Annotated in this window: 12 protein-coding genes; 1 reads left to right on the plus strand and 11 read right to left on the minus strand. The window is 71.6% G+C overall.

The window, feature by feature from the left end:
• Positions 1-371 precede the first annotated feature (371 nt).
• Positions 372-1,394 carry a LacI family DNA-binding transcriptional regulator gene (locus H295_RS0120695; RefSeq protein WP_020137257.1) on the plus strand — a complete coding sequence of 341 codons (1,023 nt, stop codon included), beginning with the start codon at positions 372-374 and terminating at the stop codon, positions 1,392-1,394.
• A gap of 208 nt (positions 1,395-1,602) precedes the next feature.
• On the opposite strand, the gene H295_RS0120700 is transcribed toward H295_RS0120695, so the two are convergent.
• The 11 genes from H295_RS0120700 to H295_RS0120755 all read right to left on the minus strand — a co-directional run bounded on the left by H295_RS0120700 (position 1,603) and on the right by H295_RS0120755 (position 17,858).
• Positions 1,603-2,871: an MFS transporter gene (locus tag H295_RS0120700; protein WP_020137258.1), complete on the minus strand. Its 1,269-nt coding sequence runs from the start codon at positions 2,869-2,871 to the stop codon at positions 1,603-1,605.
• Positions 2,872-3,230: 359 nt separating this feature from the next.
• On the minus strand, positions 3,231-4,652 hold the full coding sequence (locus H295_RS0120710; RefSeq protein ID WP_020137259.1) for a DEAD/DEAH box helicase: 1,422 nt from the start codon (positions 4,650-4,652) through the stop codon (positions 3,231-3,233).
• 131 nt (positions 4,653-4,783) lie between these two features.
• Complete coding sequence (locus H295_RS0120715) at positions 4,784-5,578, minus strand: endonuclease/exonuclease/phosphatase family protein (RefSeq protein ID WP_106960907.1); 795 nt, start codon at positions 5,576-5,578, stop codon at positions 4,784-4,786.
• A gap of 148 nt (positions 5,579-5,726) precedes the next feature.
• Positions 5,727-8,666, minus strand: a complete 2,940-nt coding sequence (locus tag H295_RS0120720) for a hypothetical protein (RefSeq protein WP_020137261.1) — start codon at positions 8,664-8,666, stop codon at positions 5,727-5,729.
• A gap of 2 nt (positions 8,667-8,668) precedes the next feature.
• Positions 8,669-10,495: an HSP90 family protein gene (locus tag H295_RS0120725; protein WP_020137262.1), complete on the minus strand. Its 1,827-nt coding sequence runs from the start codon at positions 10,493-10,495 to the stop codon at positions 8,669-8,671.
• Between the two features lie 58 nt (positions 10,496-10,553).
• Positions 10,554-11,546 carry a hypothetical protein gene (locus H295_RS0120730; protein WP_020137263.1) on the minus strand — a complete coding sequence of 331 codons (993 nt, stop codon included), beginning with the start codon at positions 11,544-11,546 and terminating at the stop codon, positions 10,554-10,556.
• Between the two features lie 302 nt (positions 11,547-11,848).
• A complete protein-coding gene (locus tag H295_RS0120735; RefSeq protein ID WP_020137264.1) occupies positions 11,849-13,576 on the minus strand; it encodes an amylo-alpha-1,6-glucosidase in 1,728 nt (575 codons plus the stop codon).
• A gap of 113 nt (positions 13,577-13,689) precedes the next feature.
• Entirely contained in the window at positions 13,690-14,499 is an 810-nt protein-coding gene (locus H295_RS0120740) for a carbohydrate ABC transporter permease (RefSeq protein ID WP_028809573.1), read from the minus strand.
• Positions 14,496-15,446, minus strand: coding sequence for a carbohydrate ABC transporter permease (locus H295_RS0120745; protein WP_234021655.1), 951 nt, complete (start codon positions 15,444-15,446; stop codon positions 14,496-14,498). Before H295_RS0120745 ends, H295_RS0120740 begins: the two co-directional genes overlap by 4 nt.
• A 23-nt stretch (positions 15,447-15,469) precedes the next feature.
• On the minus strand, positions 15,470-16,717 hold the full coding sequence (locus tag H295_RS0120750) for a sugar ABC transporter substrate-binding protein (RefSeq protein WP_020137267.1): 1,248 nt from the start codon (positions 16,715-16,717) through the stop codon (positions 15,470-15,472).
• A gap of 130 nt (positions 16,718-16,847) precedes the next feature.
• Positions 16,848-17,858: a LacI family DNA-binding transcriptional regulator gene (locus tag H295_RS0120755; protein ID WP_020137268.1), complete on the minus strand. Its 1,011-nt coding sequence runs from the start codon at positions 17,856-17,858 to the stop codon at positions 16,848-16,850.
• Positions 17,859-17,896: the final 38 nt, after the last annotated feature.

A 17,896-nucleotide genomic window follows, 5' to 3' on the forward strand; every position in this document is an offset into this window, starting at 1 on the left:
GTGCTCATCCGGTCTCCTACCGTGCCGTCGCAACCCGGTCGGGTCGTGCGGTGACGCTGGGGGCGCGAGATTGCAGAGAGGTTTCGGGGGGAGACGGTGCTCCCGGCTCCGCGGGCTGTCAAGGTCGTGGGACGGCCTCTCGCGAACCTTGTCGCGGAATCGATTCGACGGCTGATTCCTGCGGGTGGAAGGGGTCGGCGTCTCGAAATGTTTCGCTTCCCCGCACATCGGTTCGCGTCGCGCCCTACGGTGTCTGGTGACTGGTGTCCGGAGTCCGGTGTCCGAAAGAGTCGGACCCGCACTCGTGTCCGGCGGAGCACCGATCGTCGCGGTCTGTCCTGTCGGCCTTCGGGTGGGTTCTTGGGGGCTGCATGAACATCGGGGAGATCGCTCGGCGTGCCGGCGTGTCCCGCAGCACGGTGTCGTACGCGCTCAGCGGCAAGCGTCCTGTCGCGAGCAGCACCCGCCGACGGGTGCAGGACGTGATCGACGAGCTGGGTTACCGCCCCAACGCGACCGCGCGGGCCCTCAAGGAGGGCCGGACCCGGACGATCGGTCTCGTCATCCCGCCGGCGGGCAACCGGCTCACCCACATGCAACTGGACTTCGTGGCCAGCGTGGTGGACGCCGCTGCCCGGGTCGACCTGGACGTGCTCCTGTCCCCCTCCGGCGAGGACCACGACCGCTCGTTCGAACGTCTGGTCTCGGAGAGCCGCGTGGACGGCGTCATCCTGATGGAGATCCGTCTGGAGGACCCTCGCGTGGGCCGCCTCCAGGCCGCCGGGGTGCCCTTCGTCGGCATCGGGCACACGGCCGGCGACCAGCGGATGTCCTGGATCGACGTCGACTACGCGGGCTTGGTCCGGCACTGCGTGCGGCACCTCGCCGATCTGGGGCACCGCAAAGTGGCGCTGATCACGCGCTCCGCCGAACTCGTCGCGGCGGGTTACGGCCCGGCGCGCAGGGCGGGCGAGGGTTTCGCGGCCGCCGTGGCCGAACACGGTCTCGACGGCATCGAGGTGCCGTGCGGGGACGACGCCCGCTCGGGTCAGGAGTGCGTCGAGGCGCTGCTGCGCGGCCGGCCCGGCCTCACCGCCGTGACCACCATCAACGAGGCCGCCCTGCCCGGCATCCAGCGGGCACTGGCGGACGCCGGCCTCGCGGTGCCTTACGACTTCTCCATCACCGGGGTGGCGGCCAGGACCTGGGCGGAGGACTTCCGGCCGCCTCTCACTGCGGCGGACGTACCGGCCCTGGAAATGGGCGAGAAGGCCGTGACCCTCCTGATGGAACGCATCACCGCACCGGACGCCCCACCCCGCCACATCCTCCTGACCCCACCGATCTCACTGCGCTCCAGCACGGGGGCGGTGCGGACGGGGCGGGGGCGGTAGGCGGCACCCGGCCGGAGGGCAGGCTGAGGCGTGGGGGCGGGGTCCGTCCGCGGGCTCCCGGTAGAGCGGCCGTATGTGCCCTGCAGCTCCCTGTTCCTCCCAGAGGTATCCCGTCCCAGCCGGCTCTCCCGGACGAGTCACGGACCAGTCACGGACCAGAGCGACGCCCCCCACCATTGGGCAGGCGCCTTGCTCGAGATGGGCTGTTTCAGGATGCCCTTTGGTCGACGGACTTCTCGATCTCGGTAGTCACGCGTGCCCCTCTGAAAAGCACCGGGAGCCACAGGAGACATGCCAGCAGAGGAACCGCGGCGTAGGCTGCCATGCCCACGCTGGAGCCCAACCCGCCCATGAGCGCGCCGAGAACGAGATACCCGGTGCCGATGAGCGCCGACTCCACGAAAGAGATCATCGACAGCAGGCTCGCCCGGTACCGCGACGGCACGGCTTCGTTGAACACGTTGTCCACAATCACGGCGGTGATCTCGGGAATTCCCCCCAGCACCAGGAACGCGGCGACGGTGACCCAGACAAGGCCGAGGCCGCTCAGGCCCAGCGCCGCGGCGAGCATCAGGAGAGACGCCGGGACCATGACCCGATACCCGATGTGCCGGTTCGCGAGGTCCGACAGCAAGGGAGTGAGCCCTCCGACGAAGAATCCCGCCGATATGACCACGCTGACCAATGCCGTGCCCGCTCCCTGGTCGGAGAGCGTCTTCTGCGTGAAGATGATGTACGGCGTCAACGTCGCATGCATCAGTCCGGACACCACGACAAGCGCCACCAGGGCCGGCGTGGCGACCCGAAGCATCGCCCGCCATGCAGTGCCGTCACCGTGCTCCTCGGCTCCGTCCTGCTCGTCCACCGCGTCCATGCCGCGAATCTCGGGCACCCGTGACATCAGCACCACCACGGCCAGGACAAGGCACGCCGCCGAACCGGCGTAGACGACTCCCCAGGAAATCTGCTGCATTTGGCCGCCGAGCACGATGGCGACTCCCGAGGCGACCGTCCCGAGCATGGTGAACCGAGACTTGATCTTGACGTAGCCGGCCGTCGCACCACCCCGCACGAGCAGGTCGTACAGCAGGGCGGTGTCCGATCCGGACACGCATGCCATGCCCACTCCCTGGCCGATGAACAGCGTCAGGAACACCCAGTAGTTCGAAGACGTCACCTGACCGAGCAGGCATCCGGCTATCAGCACCTGGCCGATCACGATGCTGGCCCGCCTGCCGATACGGTCGGCGATGACTCCGGTCGGCAACTCCGCGAGTCCGCTGACCAGATAGAGCAGTGTCTGCAGCAGGGCCACTTGCCCGGCGGAGAAGCCTCGCTGATACAGGAAGAGGACGAACAGGCCGCGCTGGAACAGCGAGTTGGCGAGCACGGCGTATACGTAGAACGGGCGCGCGACGCTTCGTGCTGCATCGTCGACTGCAGCCGACCCGCCCAGGGCCTCGGTGGTGCCGGTCATGCCGCGGTCTCCCCCTGGTGACTCCGGTGATCATTCATGTCGGTCCTGCGTCGGCCACCCGTACATCCAGTCCCTCCTGCACGCAGGACACTGGGCCGGCCCTCCGGAAACCGTTGCCTACGCCGCGGCCGTTCTCGGGGGAGGTGCCAAGTGCTGGAGCCGCTGGCGTCCACCTGCAAACGGTTGCGCGAGTCTTGGAGCCGACCTGCAGGTGCAACCCCATCGCGCGGTGCACGACGAGGCGTTCCAGGGCCGGTTCCTGGACGCCCTGGCCGCGGAGACGGGCACCTCGTTCTGAGCCCGGGGAGAGCTGACGCCGGACGTGGTGCCGTCCCCTGCCGCCCGACCTGCGTCCGGGCTCAGCCGCCCCGCCGCACCCGCGCCGCCCTCCGGGCCTCCGCCAGCTTGCGGGCCTCGTCGGTTTTGCGGGACGGTCGGGACGGCTTGCCGCCGGAAGCGCCCTGCGCCTCCTTGGTGCTGCCCAGGCCGCGGAACGGGGCGTTGTGGTTCTTGGGGCGCTGGGCGGCGGGGCCGCCGTCGAGGGGGACTCCGGAGGGGGCCTTCGCGCCGGTGATCCGGCTCAACTGCGCCTCGCCCGACCGTACTTTGCTGATCTGCGGGGTGACGTCGGCGTCCGCCATGACCTGGCTCGTCTCGCGGCGCTGTCCCGACAGGACGAGGGTGACCACGGTTCCGGAGCGGCCGGCCCGGGCCGTGCGGCCCGCACGGTGCAGATAGTCCTTGGGGTCGGTGGCCGGGTCGACGTTGACCACCAGGTCGAGGTCGTCGACGTGCAGGCCGCGGGCGGCGACGTTGGTCGCCACCAGCGCGGTGACCTGACCGTTCTTGAACTGGGCCAGGGTGCGGGTGCGTTGCGGCTGGGACTTGCCGCTGTGCAGGGCGGCGGCGGGCACACCGTTGGCCCGCAGATGCCGGGTGAGCTGGTCGACGCCGTGCTTGGTGTCCAGGAAGAGCAGGACGCGGCCGTCCCGGGCGGCGATCTCCGTGGTCACGGCGTACCGGTCCGGGCCGTGCACGACGAAGACGTGGTGCTCGATCGCGGTGACCGCGCTGGAGGAGGGGTCGACGGAGTGGACGGCGGGGTCGCGCAGATAGCTCCGGACCAACTGGTCGACGTCGCGGTCGAGGGTGGCGGAGAACAGCATGCGCTGCCCGTCGGGACGCACCTGGTCCAGGATCTCGGTGACCTGCGGCAGGAATCCCATGTCGCACATCTGGTCGGCCTCGTCGAGGACGGTGACGCGCACCCGTCCCAGGCGGCAGGCCTTGCGCTCGATGAGGTCGTGCAGCCGGCCGGGGGTGGCGACGACGATCTCGGCGCCGTCCCGCAGGGCGGCGGCCTGCCGTCCGACGGACACTCCGCCCACGACCGTCGCGAGCCGCAGCCGCAGGGCGTCGGCGTACGGGGTGAGCGCCTCTCCCACCTGCTGTGCGAGCTCCCGGGTGGGCACCAGGACGAGCGCCAGGGGCTCCTTGGGCTGCGCGCGCCTTCCGGCCGTCCGGGCGAGCATGCCCAGGCCGAAGGCGAGCGTCTTGCCGGACCCGGTACGGCCGCGGCCCAGGACGTCGCGGCCCGCGAGGGCGTTCGGCAGCGTCGCCGCCTGCACGGGGAACGGCACGGTCACCTGGTGCTCGGCGAGCGTCCGCAGCAGTTCCGCCGGCAGCCCGAGACCGGCGAAGGACGCCACCGGGGGCTCCACCGCGAGGTCGCCGGGCGCCTCGTCCTGCTGCCGGGCGTCGGCACGTGCTGCATCGCTCACTGAAAGCCTTCCTCCGAAGGGACCGTACCGAGGAAGGCGCGGCGGGGACGCGGTCACCGGCCTGGAATCCCGGACAGAACCCGGCACGGCGCCACTGCAAACCCCCGACAGTAGCACGCGCCGCTGTCCTGCTACGGGCGAGCGGTCAGGGACAGGTCGGCGTACACGAGGTGGTGGTCCGAGACGGCGGTGGGGCGGACGTGCTGGCTGAGGGGGGCGACGTCTCGGAGGAAGACGTAGTCGAACTTGCTCTGCCAGTCGGTGGTCGGCTCGCAGGGGCCGGACCGGGAGGGGTGGCACTCGGGGTCCGCGTCCGCGGCCAGTTTCCACATCGGGGCGAGTTCGGAGGCGTACGGCACCGCGTTGAAGTCCCCGATGACGATCGCGCGGTCGTACCGGGCGACCTCGGCGGCGAGCACGCCGACCTGCTCCGCCCGGACCGCCTCCTGACGTCGTTCGGCGAGGTGGGTGTTGAGGAGCCTGACCTTGCGGCCGCCCACCGCGGTGGTGACCTCCATGTACCCGCGGTCCTCGGAACCGCCGTCGGGGTACTCCCTGGCGACGACATCGGTCATCGGGGCCGCCGACAGGATCGCCTCGCCGTAGCCGCCCGGGTTCCACGGCGCTCCCCCGCACCGGCCCCAGCTCTTGAGGACCGGGCCGTACTCGACGTGGTAGACGAGGCCGTGGAGGTTCTCCAGATAGTCCCGGATCTTCTCGACGTCGCCCACGCAGGCTTCCTGGAGGCCGACGACCTGGGGGGCGTACCGGGCGATCTCGGCAGCCCGGTCGTCGTTGCCCGTCTCGCAGGGGTTGCAGAGGTTCCACGTCATGACCCGGTTCGGTACGGCGTTCCTGGTCGGCTTGGCGGGCGCGGACCCGGCGTCGAGGGCACCGCTCGGCGCGCTGGGACCGGACAGCACCATCCAGGCGAGGACCAGCGCACCGACCAGTAACCACGTGCCCTTTCCGAGCACTTCTGCCTCCTCGACGATTCGACGATCTGCAGGGCGGCTGACGTCTACGTCAACGATCTCAGGGAGCCGGTTCGTTCCCCGCCCTGACGGAACCCGGTCACTCCTCGTCGCGCAGCCGGGCCGCCAGCGAGGCCAGCGGGGCGGTCTCCTCCGCGTGGCCCAGGGCGGTCAGGTGGGAGACCGCCGCGTCGAGGCGGGTGAGCGCCGGGGCGGTGCGCTTGAGGTAGAGGCCCTCCACGACCCCCGTCAGACGGACGCACTCGGCCCACTGGGCGGCCCAGTCGTCCTGCGGTCCCGGCTCACCGAGCAGGGTCCGCGCCTTCTCCAGAGCGGTCAGGGCGTCCTCGTACGCGCGGCCGTAGGCGTTCACCCGCCCGTACTCGTAGGCCAGCGCGGTGTCCAGAGAGGGGCCGCGGGTCCCGGGCTCGCCGGGGGTCCCGTCCTCGGCCTCCCGGGCCTCGTCGGCGATCCGGCCCGCGTCGGCGAGGTAGGCGAGGGCCGCCGGAAGGCCGTCGGGGCCCTGCTGCTGGGCCTGGAGGCAGGCCAGTTCCCGCAGGGAGTTGCTGAGCGGCTCGTGGCGCGGGGCCAGGCGGTGCGCGGCGATCGCCTGGTCCGCCGCATCGCGGGCCCGGTCGAACTCGCCCGACTCACCGAGGAGTACGGCCGTCTCCGCGGCGATCATGGCGTGGCTCCCGGGGTCGTCGTCCCAGCCGGCCGACTCGGCGGCGAGGGCGGCGAACTCCGCGGTGGCGGCCTTGAGGTCCTCCCCCGCCCGCAGCGCGCGGGCCCGGGTCAGGCGCAGTTGCGCGGTGAGCCGGTCGTCGAGTTCACCGGCGGTGACGTCCGGTTCGGCGAGCACGGAGTCGAGCAGGGCGATGCAGTCCTCGACGCGGCCGAGGTCCAGGCTGAGCCGCGCCGCGTTGCTGTAGGTGCAGAACGCGTCGAACCGCCTGTCCCGGCGCAGGTCCGCCTCCGCGGCGCGGGTCAGGTGCCGCAGCGCCTCGTCGGGGCGGCCGAGGTGCATGGATGCCTCGGCGAGGTCGGCGAGAAGACGGGAGGTGTCGACGGTGTCGCCCTGCCACTGACCGGACAGGCGGAGCGCCTCGGCGAAGTCGGTGTACGCGGCCTGGGCGTCCTGGAGCCCGAGCTGGAGCCGGCCGCGCAGCCCCAGCGTGCGGGGCAGATGCCAGTCGGGGCCCTGGGACCTGAGCCGTTCGAGCAGGGCGTCGATCTCGGCGAGCGCGGCGGGCAGGTCGTCGGCGAGGGCGTGGGTGGTGGCGCGCAGCAGCAGACCGCCAGAGATCTGCCCGGCGACGTCGTGCCGGGTGGCGAAGGCGTGCAGCAGGTCCAGCTCGGCGAAGACGGGCGCGATGTGCTCCTCGCTCCTCGTCCACTGGAGGCGCATGCCGAGCATGGTGGCGCGCAGGCGCAGCAGACGGGCCTCCTGGTAAGGGGGGAGGCCGGTCGTGCTCTCGTGCAGACGGACCATGGTCGCGTGGGCGTCGGTGAGCACGGCGGCCTTGGCCTCGGCCCCCTCGGCGCGCTCGGCCTCGGCGAGCAGGGCGGTGCCGCGCTCCACCGCCGCATGACCTGGTTCTCCCGCGTCGTCGTAGAGGGCCGCGGCCTCCTCGTGGAGGGCGGCGGCCTCGGCGTGGTCGTCCTTCTCGCCGGCCCTGCTCGCCTCGTCGGCCAGCAGGTCGGCGCGCAGCAGGACGAGCGGACCGACGGCCGGGTCGTCGGGGTGGGTGTAGTCGCCGGCGGCGACGAGCGTGCGCAACCGGGTCCAGCAGGCGCGGGTGTCCGGGTGCCCCTTCTCGTCCAACGCCCTTGCCCGGAGGATGAGTTCGGTCAGCGATTCGGGTACGGCCTCGGCCGTGCGGGAGGTCGGCGCGGGGGCCGGTGCCGCCGGTGCCACCTCGTCGAGGCTGCGGGTGCGCAGGGTGAGTTCCAGCGAGTCAAGGAGCGGGGCGCGGTCCAGGCGGGCCCGGCGGTGGCCGGTCACGGCGGTGGTGCCGTTGCGGGTGTCGAAGCGGGCGGCGAGGTCGTCGGCGCGGGTCCGCACCTCGGCGCGCAGACCGGTCACCGTCCAGGTGCGGCCCGGGTGTCCGGCGGCGGGCAGTTCGCCGTGGCCGAGGGACTCGACCCGCTGGAGGAGGACCTCGACGCCGGTGAGGAAGTCGAGCTGTTCCAGCGGTGAGTCGACCTCGTCGAAGAGGTTGCGGTTCTCGGCGAGCAGTTCGAGGCCACGTGCCTCGTTGCCGGTCAGCGCGCAGAACTCCAGGTGGCGGCCGACCTCGCCGGCCATCGAGGGGTTGCGACGGCAGCCGCGGTACCCGGCGAGATGGAGTTCCCGGGCCCGTTCGGCGCGGCCGGTGCGCAGCAGGGGCAGCAGCGCGTACGACACGGAGCGGGCCGGTTCCTCCTGGCAGGACTCCTTGCCGGCGAGGACGGGCTCCCAGACGGCCAGGGCGCGTTCGTCGTCGCCTGCGGTGAGGTGGTGGCAGGCGCGCCGGCAGATCTCGCAGGCCTCGCAGTCGCTGAACCGGGTCCGGGTGCGGGCCGCCCACAGCTCGTACGCGAGGGTGGTGTCCTCGCCGGTGTGCGCAGCGAGCTGGTACGCCTCCCCGTAGTAGGGCTGGAGGCCGAGGCCGGCCTTCTCGTAGCGTTCGCGCATCTCCGTCAGCCACTGGTGCAGGCCGGTCAGCGGTATCTCGGGCAGCTGGCGCAGGGCGTTGGACACCCACTTGAACCGCCAGAACAGCATGTACCGCAGCCGCTCGTCGAAGAGGTCGGGCTGCTCGTCGAAGAGGTTCAGCAGCCGGGCGAAGACGACGGGCGACTTCCGGGGCTCGGAACCGTAGGTGTACGCCTCCTGGAGTTCGAGGAGGGCGTGGATGAGCGGGACGGGCTCCTCGAACTGCTCGGCTGCGTCGACGAGTTCCTCGGCGGTGACGGTGCGGGTACGGCCGTAGGGGCGCTCGTCGTTCGCCTGGAGGGCCTGGTACAGCTCGTCGGTTGTCTGGGGTGCGGTCGGCATCGTCAGCTGTCCTTGCGGAGGGCGTGGGCGAGGAGGTCGAGGAAGGAGCGGTTGATGAGGCTCGACTCGGCGGGCCTGAGCGGGCGCCGGGACAGCATCGCGGCCTGTCCGTAGAGGGCTTCGGCGCTGGTGCGGGCCAGTTCGGGTTCGTCGATGGTGACGGCGGTGCGGACCAGCGGGTTGAGCTGGTTGAGGATCAGCTGGGCGCGGGGGGCCTCCTGGCGCAGGGCGCCGAGGATGTCGCCCCACACCCCGCCCTGCTGCTCTCGGGCGAGCTGGGAGCGGGTGCGTTCGTGCCGGGCCTCGCGGCTGTCGACGAGCAGGGCGGGGGCGGAGGCGGGGTGGAAGGTGCGCAGCGCGACATCGCAGTCGAAGACGGCGAGGGCCTCGCGGGCCTGGGCGAGGTACGCCGAGGCGGCGAGTTCGGTCTCCCGGTCGACGGGGTCGAGGTGGGCGGTGAGGGTCGCCGGGTCGAGGTCGGCGACGGTGGCCTCGGGCCGGATCTCGGGCAGCCGGTGGACCAGTTCGCGGTCGTAGGTGTAGCCGCCGTTGACGACGCCGAGCCCGGCGGCCGAGGCGATCGCGGCGACCTGGCGGAACTCCTCCACGCTGGAGGTCACGAGGACGGTGGGGTGGGTGCGGGCGAACTCGTCGAGGGTGCAGTGCCCGTCGGTGGTCTCGAACGGCAGCCACGGCAGCAGCATCCTGAGGATCTCGTCGTCGTGCACCGCGAGGGACTTGACGGCCAGGTGGTGGGCCTGAAGGAAGCGGCCGAGGAGTTCCGGGTCGCTGGCGGCGGCGCGGGCGATCCAGTCGCGCAGCCGTTCGGCGAGGGCGTCGCGGACCGCGGCGAGGGTGTCGTCCTCGTACAGGGACTCGCGGGAGGCCGTCGGGCGCAGGCTCTCGGCGTCCACGACACAGCGGACGAAGAACGCCCAGTCGGGCAGGATCTCCTCGGCCTGCTCGGACAGCAGCATGCCCTTGACGTGCACGCGGTGTCCGTGACGGCGTCCGGCCGGGACCGCCTCGGGCAGCACCCAGGCGATGCCCTTGAGGCCCACGGCGGGCAGGTCGAGTTCGATGGTGTCCAGCGGGGTGAATCCGAAGACGTCCTCGCCGTAGGCGGCCAGCGCGCGGGAGCGGGCACCCGGCGTCGGGTAGGCGCGGGCCCAGGGTGCCGGCTCGGGGTTCACCGGCACGGCCGTGCCGCCCGTGCCGTCGTCGAAGGTCACCGGGTGCCGCAGCAGGGAGCCGAAGTGGCGGGCCAGTGCGTGCACTTGGGCCGGGCGGGTCCACTCGCCCGCGTCGGCGCGCGGGGTCAGCGTGACGGTGGTGCCGGGCCGGGGGCGGGCGGAGGCGGGCAGGGTGCGGACGGTATAGCTGCCGTCGCCGCGTCCGCGCCATTCCACGGCGGGGGCGTCGGGTGTGCGGGCGGAGCGGCTGACGACGTGGATCTCGTCGGCGACGAGGAAGCAGGAGAGCAGGCCGATGCCGAACTGGCCGATGAAGTCGGCGCGTTGCTCGGCGACCTGCTCGGCGCGCTTGCTGCTGCGGCCGATCGTGGCGAGGAAGGTGTGCACGTCGGCCTCGGTGAGACCGACACCGTCGTCCTCGACCCGGACCACCGAGCCGTCGGCGTACAGGCAGATGCCGAAGTCGCCGTGCGGCTCGACGGCGTGCCGCGCGGTGAGGGCGTCGACCGCGTTCTGGAGGAGTTCGCGCAGGTAGACGCGGGGGCTGGAGTAGAGGTGGTGGGAGAGGAGGTCCACCAGGCCGCGGAGGTCGACCTGGAAGGTGCGGTCGGTGGCGGCATCGTGCGGCAGAGGCATGGGACAGTCCGGGTGAAGTCGTGGAGGAAGGGCGGGCGGGGGCCGTGCGGCCGGCGGCTCAGAAGGCCTTGCGGAAGCGGGCGTAGACCTTCTGCGGGTCCGCCATGAAGGTCCACGGCCACTCGGTGAAGACGCCGTCCAGCTCGCGGAAGACATTGGAGGCCGTGCTGCTGCCCGCCAGGGACAGGGCCATGGCGAAGATGTTGTAGTCGCCCTGCCAGCCCAGGCGGCGTTCGTACGCGTGGTGCAGGATGCTGCGCTCCGCCGCCTCCCTCAACTCGGTGCGGATCCGCGGATCCTGGAGGCAGTCGCGGCTGTCGGACTCCACCCAGTCCTCGATGTGGGCCATGGCGACGGCACAGCCGAGGCGGTGGCCGTCGGGTGCGGCGGCGAAGGCCTTGCGGGCGAACTCCAGGGCCTGGCCGGGCTCTCCGCCCCAGCGGGGCTGGAGGTGGGACACCCACTCCAGGTGGAGGTCCAGGTTCAGCGGATCACGGCGCAGACCGGCCGCGAGCCGGGCGTCCTGGACGCTGTCGTCGACGGACATGCCGCGTCCCGAGGTGAGCAGGTGGCGCCAGGGCGTGACCCAGTCGGGCTGCAACTCGGCGGCCTCCAGCAGGTGTTCCTCCGCGATGCGCAGCCGCTCGTGGAAGGTCTCCCACTGTCCGCGGCTGACGTCCACGGCACGGGCGGAGGTACGCGCCTCCCAGCCCCAGGCGACATGGCGCGCGCCCGAGATCAGCAGGGCGGTCGCCCGGAGCTGCTTGTCGTCCTTGTCCTGCTCGGCGGCCCGGACGATCCATTCCTCCAGGCCGTCCACGTCGGTCAGCTGCCCGAGGACCGCCTCCTCGTGGCCGAGGTCGAAGGGGGCGAGGGTCGTCTTGACCGCCTCCCAGTCACCGGCGTCGGCCGCCTCCACGAGGGCGAGCACGCGGGTGTCGCCGAGCGCGCGCAGGGCGTACACCCCGTTCTTCTGCTTGCGCGGTGCGGGCAGGGCGTGCGGATCCGCCGTCGGTCTCTCCCGGCCCCCACCGAACAGCTTGCCGAACATGACGCGCCCTCCCCTGGTCCCGCGTGATCGTCCGGTGCAGCATAAGGGGACCCACTGACAGCACTTCCACCGGGTTTTCACGAGGACTGCAGGGTTCGGCCACGGCGTTCTCCGGGTGTGCCACCCGCTGGTGGTGGCAGGAGGCGTCCCCTTTCTGGCATGCGTGACGTGTTCGTGTGCGCGGGGCCGCCCATGTCCTGCTCCGGGGTGCCGCGGAGGGCGACGGCCCGTGGGTGAGGCCCCGCCAGGTCACCCCGCCCCGACCGGCCCCACCCCAGCGGACCACCCGGACCTGACCGGCCTCACCCGGCCTGCCGCCCGGCGTGGGCCTCGGCGAGGAGCAGGTAGGCGGCGGCCGTCCAGGTGTAGGCGCGGTCGCGCAGCCCGGTGCCGGTCAGGGCGTCGAAGTTCTCCGCGAAGCCGTGGGCCTCGCACAGGGCACGGAACCGGGCGCTGATCTCGTCCGCCAGCCGGTGGTGGCCGCCGCGCCGCAGACCGTCCTCGACCAGGATCGTGGCCGGGGCCCAGATGGGTCCGCGCCAGTAGCCGTCGGAGAGGTAGTGCGGCGAGTCCGGCCGCTCGGTGGCCAGGCCGTACGGAGTCAGATGGGCCTCGACACGGTCGGCCAGCACCGCGCCGATCTCCGGGGGCAGATGCTCGCCCAGCACCACCGGCAGCAGGTCGAGCAGGCTCGCCGTGCTCCATGTGTCACCGCTGTCGACGCCCCGGGCGACGAACCGGTCGCCCGTCCAGAGCTGGTCGAGCATCGCCCGCTGGGTCTCCTCGGCGTCCCGCGTCCACCGGGCCGCGTCGTCCGGGCGGTCCAACAGCGCTGCCAGCTCGGCGAGTTCATGGAGCTGGAGGGTGAGGAAGGCGGCCAGATCCGCGGTGACGACGACGCGTTCGGGGTCGAAGGCGGTGGCGTTGTCCCAGCCGCTGTCGTTGCCGTGCTGGTAGTGCGGCAGGTCGGCGCCGGGGGCGCGCCGGGCGGTGAGCCAGAACTCCGTCCAGTGTGCCAACCGGTCGTACGTCACCGTCAGTTCCGCCCGGTCGGGAGGCGTGGGCAGCCGACGGCGCAGCAGTCCGGACGTCCAGCCGTGGATGGGCGGTTTGACGAAGTTGCGGAGCACCTCGGAGTGGGTGACCGAGTCGGGCAGCGCCCCGGACTCGTCCTGGTGGTCGAAGGGCAACTGGAACTGGTCACGGGCCAGCTCGGGGCAACCGGGTGCCAGCGCAAGGGCGTTGAAGCAGTGGTCCCAGCTCCAGACCTTGTCCATCCAGTGCTTGGACATCAGGACGCCGGGCCGGGTGACCAGTCCGGCCGGGCGGACGGTCGCCGACCACAGGACATAGGCGGCGAGTTCGGCGGCCGGGGTGGCGGACGAACGCCAGGGGGCCACGCTGTCGGCGAAGTCGGCGAAGGAGTTCCGCGCGGCCTCGACCACCTTGGCGAAGGCCGCCGTCGGGACGTAGGGGGGCCGGGCCGTGTCGAGTTCCTCGACCGCGAGCTCCCAGCTGTCACCGGCGACGGTGAGGCCGCGGTCGGCTGCGCCCAGCGCCTGGCTGCCGAGCACCTCCGTCACGCTCCCGGAAAGGACGGTGACACGGTAGCGGCGGCCGGTCTCGTACGACGTGAACACGTAGGCGTCGACGGCCGGTTCGCGGAAGAAGTACGTACCGCTGAACGGGGTCAGCGTCCGGGCCGCCGCCGAGATCCTCAGCGGCAGGCCGGCACCGCGCAGCCGTACCGTGTCCGGCAACTCGTAGGCGAGGTCGACCCGGCCGTCCGGACCGGTCCAGCTCAGCAGCCCGGGGCTCGCCTCGATCAGGGTCCCGGCCCGCTCCCCGGTCGCGGGGTCGAGCGGTACGAGGCTCAGGACGGCGTGCATGCCGTTCTGGTGCGAGACGAGGTGGAGGTCCTCGGCCCGCCTCTTCTCCGCCAGCACGGGGGAGATGCCGAACCAGGATCCGTACGTGCTGAACGGGATGTCGTGGACGGAGAAGGCCGGGCCGGATCGGTCGGCGGTCATCAAAAGGCACTCGTTTCTCGAGCAGGGATCGTCGGAGGAGAGGGGTGGGCCAGGGTCGTCGGAGGAGAGAGGTGCGCCGGGAATCGTGGGAGGAGAGGCATGCGCCGCCGGTCTCAGTCCTTGACCGCACCGGCCGTGACGCCCGCGGCGACATAGCGCTGGGCCAGCACGAGGATGACCGCGGCCGGCAGGGAGGCCACGACGGCGGTGGCCATGATGGCGTTCCACTCCTGGTTGTTGTTGCCGATGTAGTGGTAGATGCCGAGCGTGATGGGCTCGTGGGCACCGCCGTTGACCAGGGTCCCCGCGAAGACGAAGTCGGACCAGGACCACAGGAACGCGAACAGCGAGACCGTGACGACGGCGTTGCGGCTCATCGGCAGGACCACCGACCAGAAGGTGCGCAGGGCGCGCGCCCCGTCCACCTGGGCGGCCTGGAGGAGTTCGCCGGGGATACCGGACATGAACGCGGTGAAGACGAGCACCGCGAACGGGACGGCCAGGGTGGAGTCGGCGACGATCAGTCCGGGCACGGACTGGAGCAGGCCGAGCTGGAGGTAGACGGCGTAGAAGCCCATGGCCATGATGATGCCGGGAATCATCTGGGCGGCCAGGAGCAGGAAGCCCAGTACTCCGCCGCCGCGGGGGCGCAGCTTGGCGAGCGCGTAGCCGGCGGGGGCGGCCAGGGCCACGGTGAGCACGACGGTGCCGAGGCCGATGACCAGGCTGGTGCCGAGGTAGGGCAACTGCTCGTCGAGGACGGTCCGGTAGCCGGCGAGGGTGCCGTGGACGGGGAACAGGTCGGGCGGGCTCTTGCGCATGTCCTGGTCGCGGGTGAAGGACACGTTGATCATCCAGTACACCGGGAAGAGCATGATCGCGGTGAGCAGCAGGGCGATGAGGGTCTTCACATGGCGGCTCATGACAGTGCCTGCCTCCTCTGGACCCGGACGTAGACCAGGCCGAAGACCAGGGCGGCGACCACCAGCAGGTTGCCCACGGCGGCTCCCGGGCCGAAGGCGGGCAGCAGGTTGCCGAAGCCGAGCCGGTAGGACCAGGTGGCGAAGGTGGTGGACGAGTCCGCCGGGCCGCCCTTGGTCATGATCCAGATGATGTCGAAGACCTTGAGGGTGTAGACGAGGCCCAGCAGCAGGGTGATCGCGGAGACCGGGCGCAGCAGCGGGAAGGTGATGCGCCAGAAGCGCTGCCAGGCGTTCGCCCCGTCGAGTGCCGCCGCCTCGTACAGGCTGGACGGGATGGACTGGAGGCCGCTGTGGAGCACGACCAGGTTGAACGGGACGCCGATCCAGATGTTCGCGATGATCACCGAGGCCAGCGACCAGGACGGTGACGTCAGCCAGTTGACCGGGCCGACGCCGAGGGCGCCCAGCAGGGTGTTGACGACGCCCGATTCGCTGTTGAGCATCCAGGACCAGGTGGACGCCGACACGATCAGCGGCAGCAGCCAGGGCACCAGGAACAGGGCCCGCAGGGTGACGGAGAGCCGGAAGTTCTGGTGGAAGAAGACCGCGAGGGCCAGGCCGATGGCGTACTGGAAGACCAGGCACACGGCGGTGAACACCACGGTGTGCAGCAGGGCGGGCGCGAAGGTCGGATCGTCCAGGATCTTGCGGTAGTTGGCCAGTCCGCTGAAGGGCGCGTCGCCCTGGACGAACGAGCGGACGGTGTAGTCGCGCAGGCTCAGGTCGAGGTTGCGGTAGAGAGGATAGGCGTAGAAGAGGCCGAGGTAGAGGGTCACCGGGGCGAGGAAGGCCCAGGCCGCCCACTGGGGGGAGGCGGGCCGGCGCCGGGGCCGGGGGGCCGCGCCCGGGGACTCGGTCCGCGGGGGCGGCGCTTGGGTCGTGCGGATCGTCAACTGATCGCGGGAGATGCTCACTTGGCGGCGGACTGAGCTTCGGTCAGCGCGTCCTCCGGGGACTTGGAGCCGCTGAGGGCGGACTGGACGGCCTTCCACAACTGCTCGGAGATCTTCGGGTACTTGGTGCCCAGGTCGTCACTGGTGCGGCCCTTGGCGGTCCGGACCGCGGCCACCCACGGCTTCAGTTCGGCTTGGGCCGCCACCTGCTTGTCCTGGACCTCGGAGGTGGGCGCCACGTAGGACAGGGTGGTGTCGGTGGCGTAGAGGTTCTGGGTGCTGGTCAGGCAGGTGGCCAGCTTCTGGGAGGTGGTGTAGCGGGCGGTGTCCCGCTGGACCGGGAGGGTGACGAACTCACCGCCGGTCGGGGCGGGCGCGGTGCCTCCGGAGGCGCCGGGTATCGGGAGGACGCCGTACGCGAAACCGGCCTTCTCGGCGTTGGCGAGCTGCCAGGTGCCGTTCTCCGCGAACGCGTAGTCGCCGGTGGCGAACTCCTGCCAGCTGGTGGTCTGGGTGTTGTTGAGGACCGAGTTGGGGGCGTAGCCGGCCTTCAGCCAGTCCTTCCACAGGGTGAGCGCCGACTGACCCTGGGCGGAGTCGAGTTGGGTGAGCTTTGCGCCCGAGCCCCAGAACCACGGCAGGAACTGGAAGCTGCCCTCCTCGGTGCCGATCGCGGAGAAGGTGATGCCCTTCTTGCCGGCCTTCTTCACCTTCTGAAGGGCCGCCGTGAGCGTCGGCCAGTCCTTCACCGAGGCGATGTCCACACCCGCGTCCTTGAGGACCTTCTTGTTGTAGTAGAGCGCGAGGGTGTTGGCGCCGACGGGGGTGCCGTACGTCTTGCCGCCGGACTGGCCGGCCGCGAGGAGGTTGGGGTCGACCTTCGAGGTGTCGAGCTTGTTCTCCTCGGTCGTGGTGAGGACACCCGCCTCGGCCAGCGTGGAGACGACCGGGTTGTCGACGACGAGGAGGTCCGGGGAGTTGCCCTGCTGGGCGGCGAGCAGGGTCTTGTTGGCGAGGTCGCTGGTGTCGAAGGCGGTCCGCTTGACCTTCACGCCGGCCTCGGTGCCGCACTTGTCGAGCAGGTCGGTCCAGGCCGAGCCCTTGGTGAACTGCGGGTACGGGTCCCACACGGTGTACGAGCCGGTGTCCGCGGCCTTGGTGCCGCTGCCGCCCGAGCCGGAGCCGCAGGCCGTGGCGGTGGCGGCGACGGCCAGCGCGAGCAGGACCGCGGCGGTCGGGCGGGGCCGTCCGGAGAAACTGTTCATGGCGGTTTCCTTCGGGTTCGGGGCATGCGGGTGCCGCGGCGGTGGGTCGGAAGGGTGTGCGGGCACGCCGAACGGCGCCTTGAGGTGGTGGTTCGTGCGTGGGTGAGATGCCGAGGGAGTGGGGCTGTGATCAGGCCCCTGCGGGCCCGGTGCTGGCGCGCAGCGAGATCGGGGGGACGAGGAGGTGGTGGCGGGGCGGGGCCTCGGGACGAGCGAGCCGCTCCACCAGGAGGTCGACGGCGAGCCGGCCCATCTCGGCGGCCGGTACGTCGGCCGCGGTGAGCTGCGGGGTCACCGTCTCCGCCCACCGGTTGGCGACGACCCCGGTGACGGAGAAGTCGCGCGGCACATGACGGCCCGCGTGGGCGAGCCCCCGGTACAGGCCGCCCAGCGCGGCCTCGTTGAGGGTGACCAGGGCCGTGGTGGCCGGGTCGTCGTGCAGGATCCTCTCCAGGCAGGCCTGGCCGGAGGCGGGGTCGTCGCCGCAGCAGTACGTGCGGATGGTGAGCCCCCGTTCGGCCGCCGCCTTCGTGAAGCCGTCGAGGCCGCGGTGCGCCGACTCGTAGCCGGTGCGCAGGAGTTGCTCGGGCCGGTTGACGAACGCGATCCGGCGGTGGCCGAGGTCCGCGAGGTGGTGGACACAGGCCGCCGCCAGCGCCGTGTGGTCGAGACCGACGAACCAGCCGTCCTCCGCGTGGGCGGTGCGGCCGATGGCGACGGAGGGGAAGCCGAGCCGGGCCAGGTGGTCGGCCCGGTCGTCCTCCAGCCTGATCTCCATCAGGATCGCGCCGTCGACCCGCCGCTCCCCCAGCAGCCGCTGGAAGGATCGGTCGCTGTCCACCCCGCTGGGCGACAGCAGCACGTCGTAGTCACAGGCCGCGGCGGCCTCCACCACACTGCCGATGAAGTCCAGCTGCATCCCGGTGTAGTGGTTGCCGGCCGGGGGGAAGACCAGACCGATGGTGCTGGTCCGGCCGTTGGCCAGGGCGCGGGCGCTGGCGCTGGGCTGGTAGCCGAGTTCGTCGACGACCTGCTGGATCCTGCGGCGCGTGTCCTCGGACACCGGGCGTTTACCACTCAGCGCGTAGGACACGGTGCTGCGCGAGACACCGGCCCGGCGGGCGATCTCACCGATGTTCACGGCGACTCCTCGGGATGGGCGACCGGCTGTCGAACCGG

Source organism: Streptomyces sp. 351MFTsu5.1 (assembly GCF_000383655.1).
Taxonomy (GTDB): Bacteria; Actinomycetota; Actinomycetes; order Streptomycetales; family Streptomycetaceae; genus Streptomyces; species Streptomyces griseorubiginosus.

Coding starts and splice junctions, on each gene's coding strand:
- H295_RS0120695 (WP_020137257.1), top strand. CDS start 372: ATGAACATCGGGGAGATCGCTCGGCGTGCCGGCGTGTCCCGCAGCACG.
- H295_RS0120700 (WP_020137258.1), bottom strand. CDS start 2,871: ATGACCGGCACCACCGAGGCCCTGGGCGGGTCGGCTGCAGTCGACGAT.
- H295_RS0120715 (WP_106960907.1), bottom strand. CDS start 5,578: ATGGTGCTGTCCGGTCCCAGCGCGCCGAGCGGTGCCCTCGACGCCGGG.
- H295_RS0120720 (WP_020137261.1), bottom strand. CDS start 8,666: ATGCCGACCGCACCCCAGACAACCGACGAGCTGTACCAGGCCCTCCAG.
- H295_RS0120725 (WP_020137262.1), bottom strand. CDS start 10,495: ATGCCTCTGCCGCACGATGCCGCCACCGACCGCACCTTCCAGGTCGAC.
- H295_RS0120730 (WP_020137263.1), bottom strand. CDS start 11,546: ATGTTCGGCAAGCTGTTCGGTGGGGGCCGGGAGAGACCGACGGCGGAT.
- H295_RS0120735 (WP_020137264.1), bottom strand. CDS start 13,576: ATGACCGCCGACCGATCCGGCCCGGCCTTCTCCGTCCACGACATCCCG.
- H295_RS0120740 (WP_028809573.1), bottom strand. CDS start 14,499: ATGAGCCGCCATGTGAAGACCCTCATCGCCCTGCTGCTCACCGCGATC.
- H295_RS0120750 (WP_020137267.1), bottom strand. CDS start 16,717: ATGAACAGTTTCTCCGGACGGCCCCGCCCGACCGCCGCGGTCCTGCTC.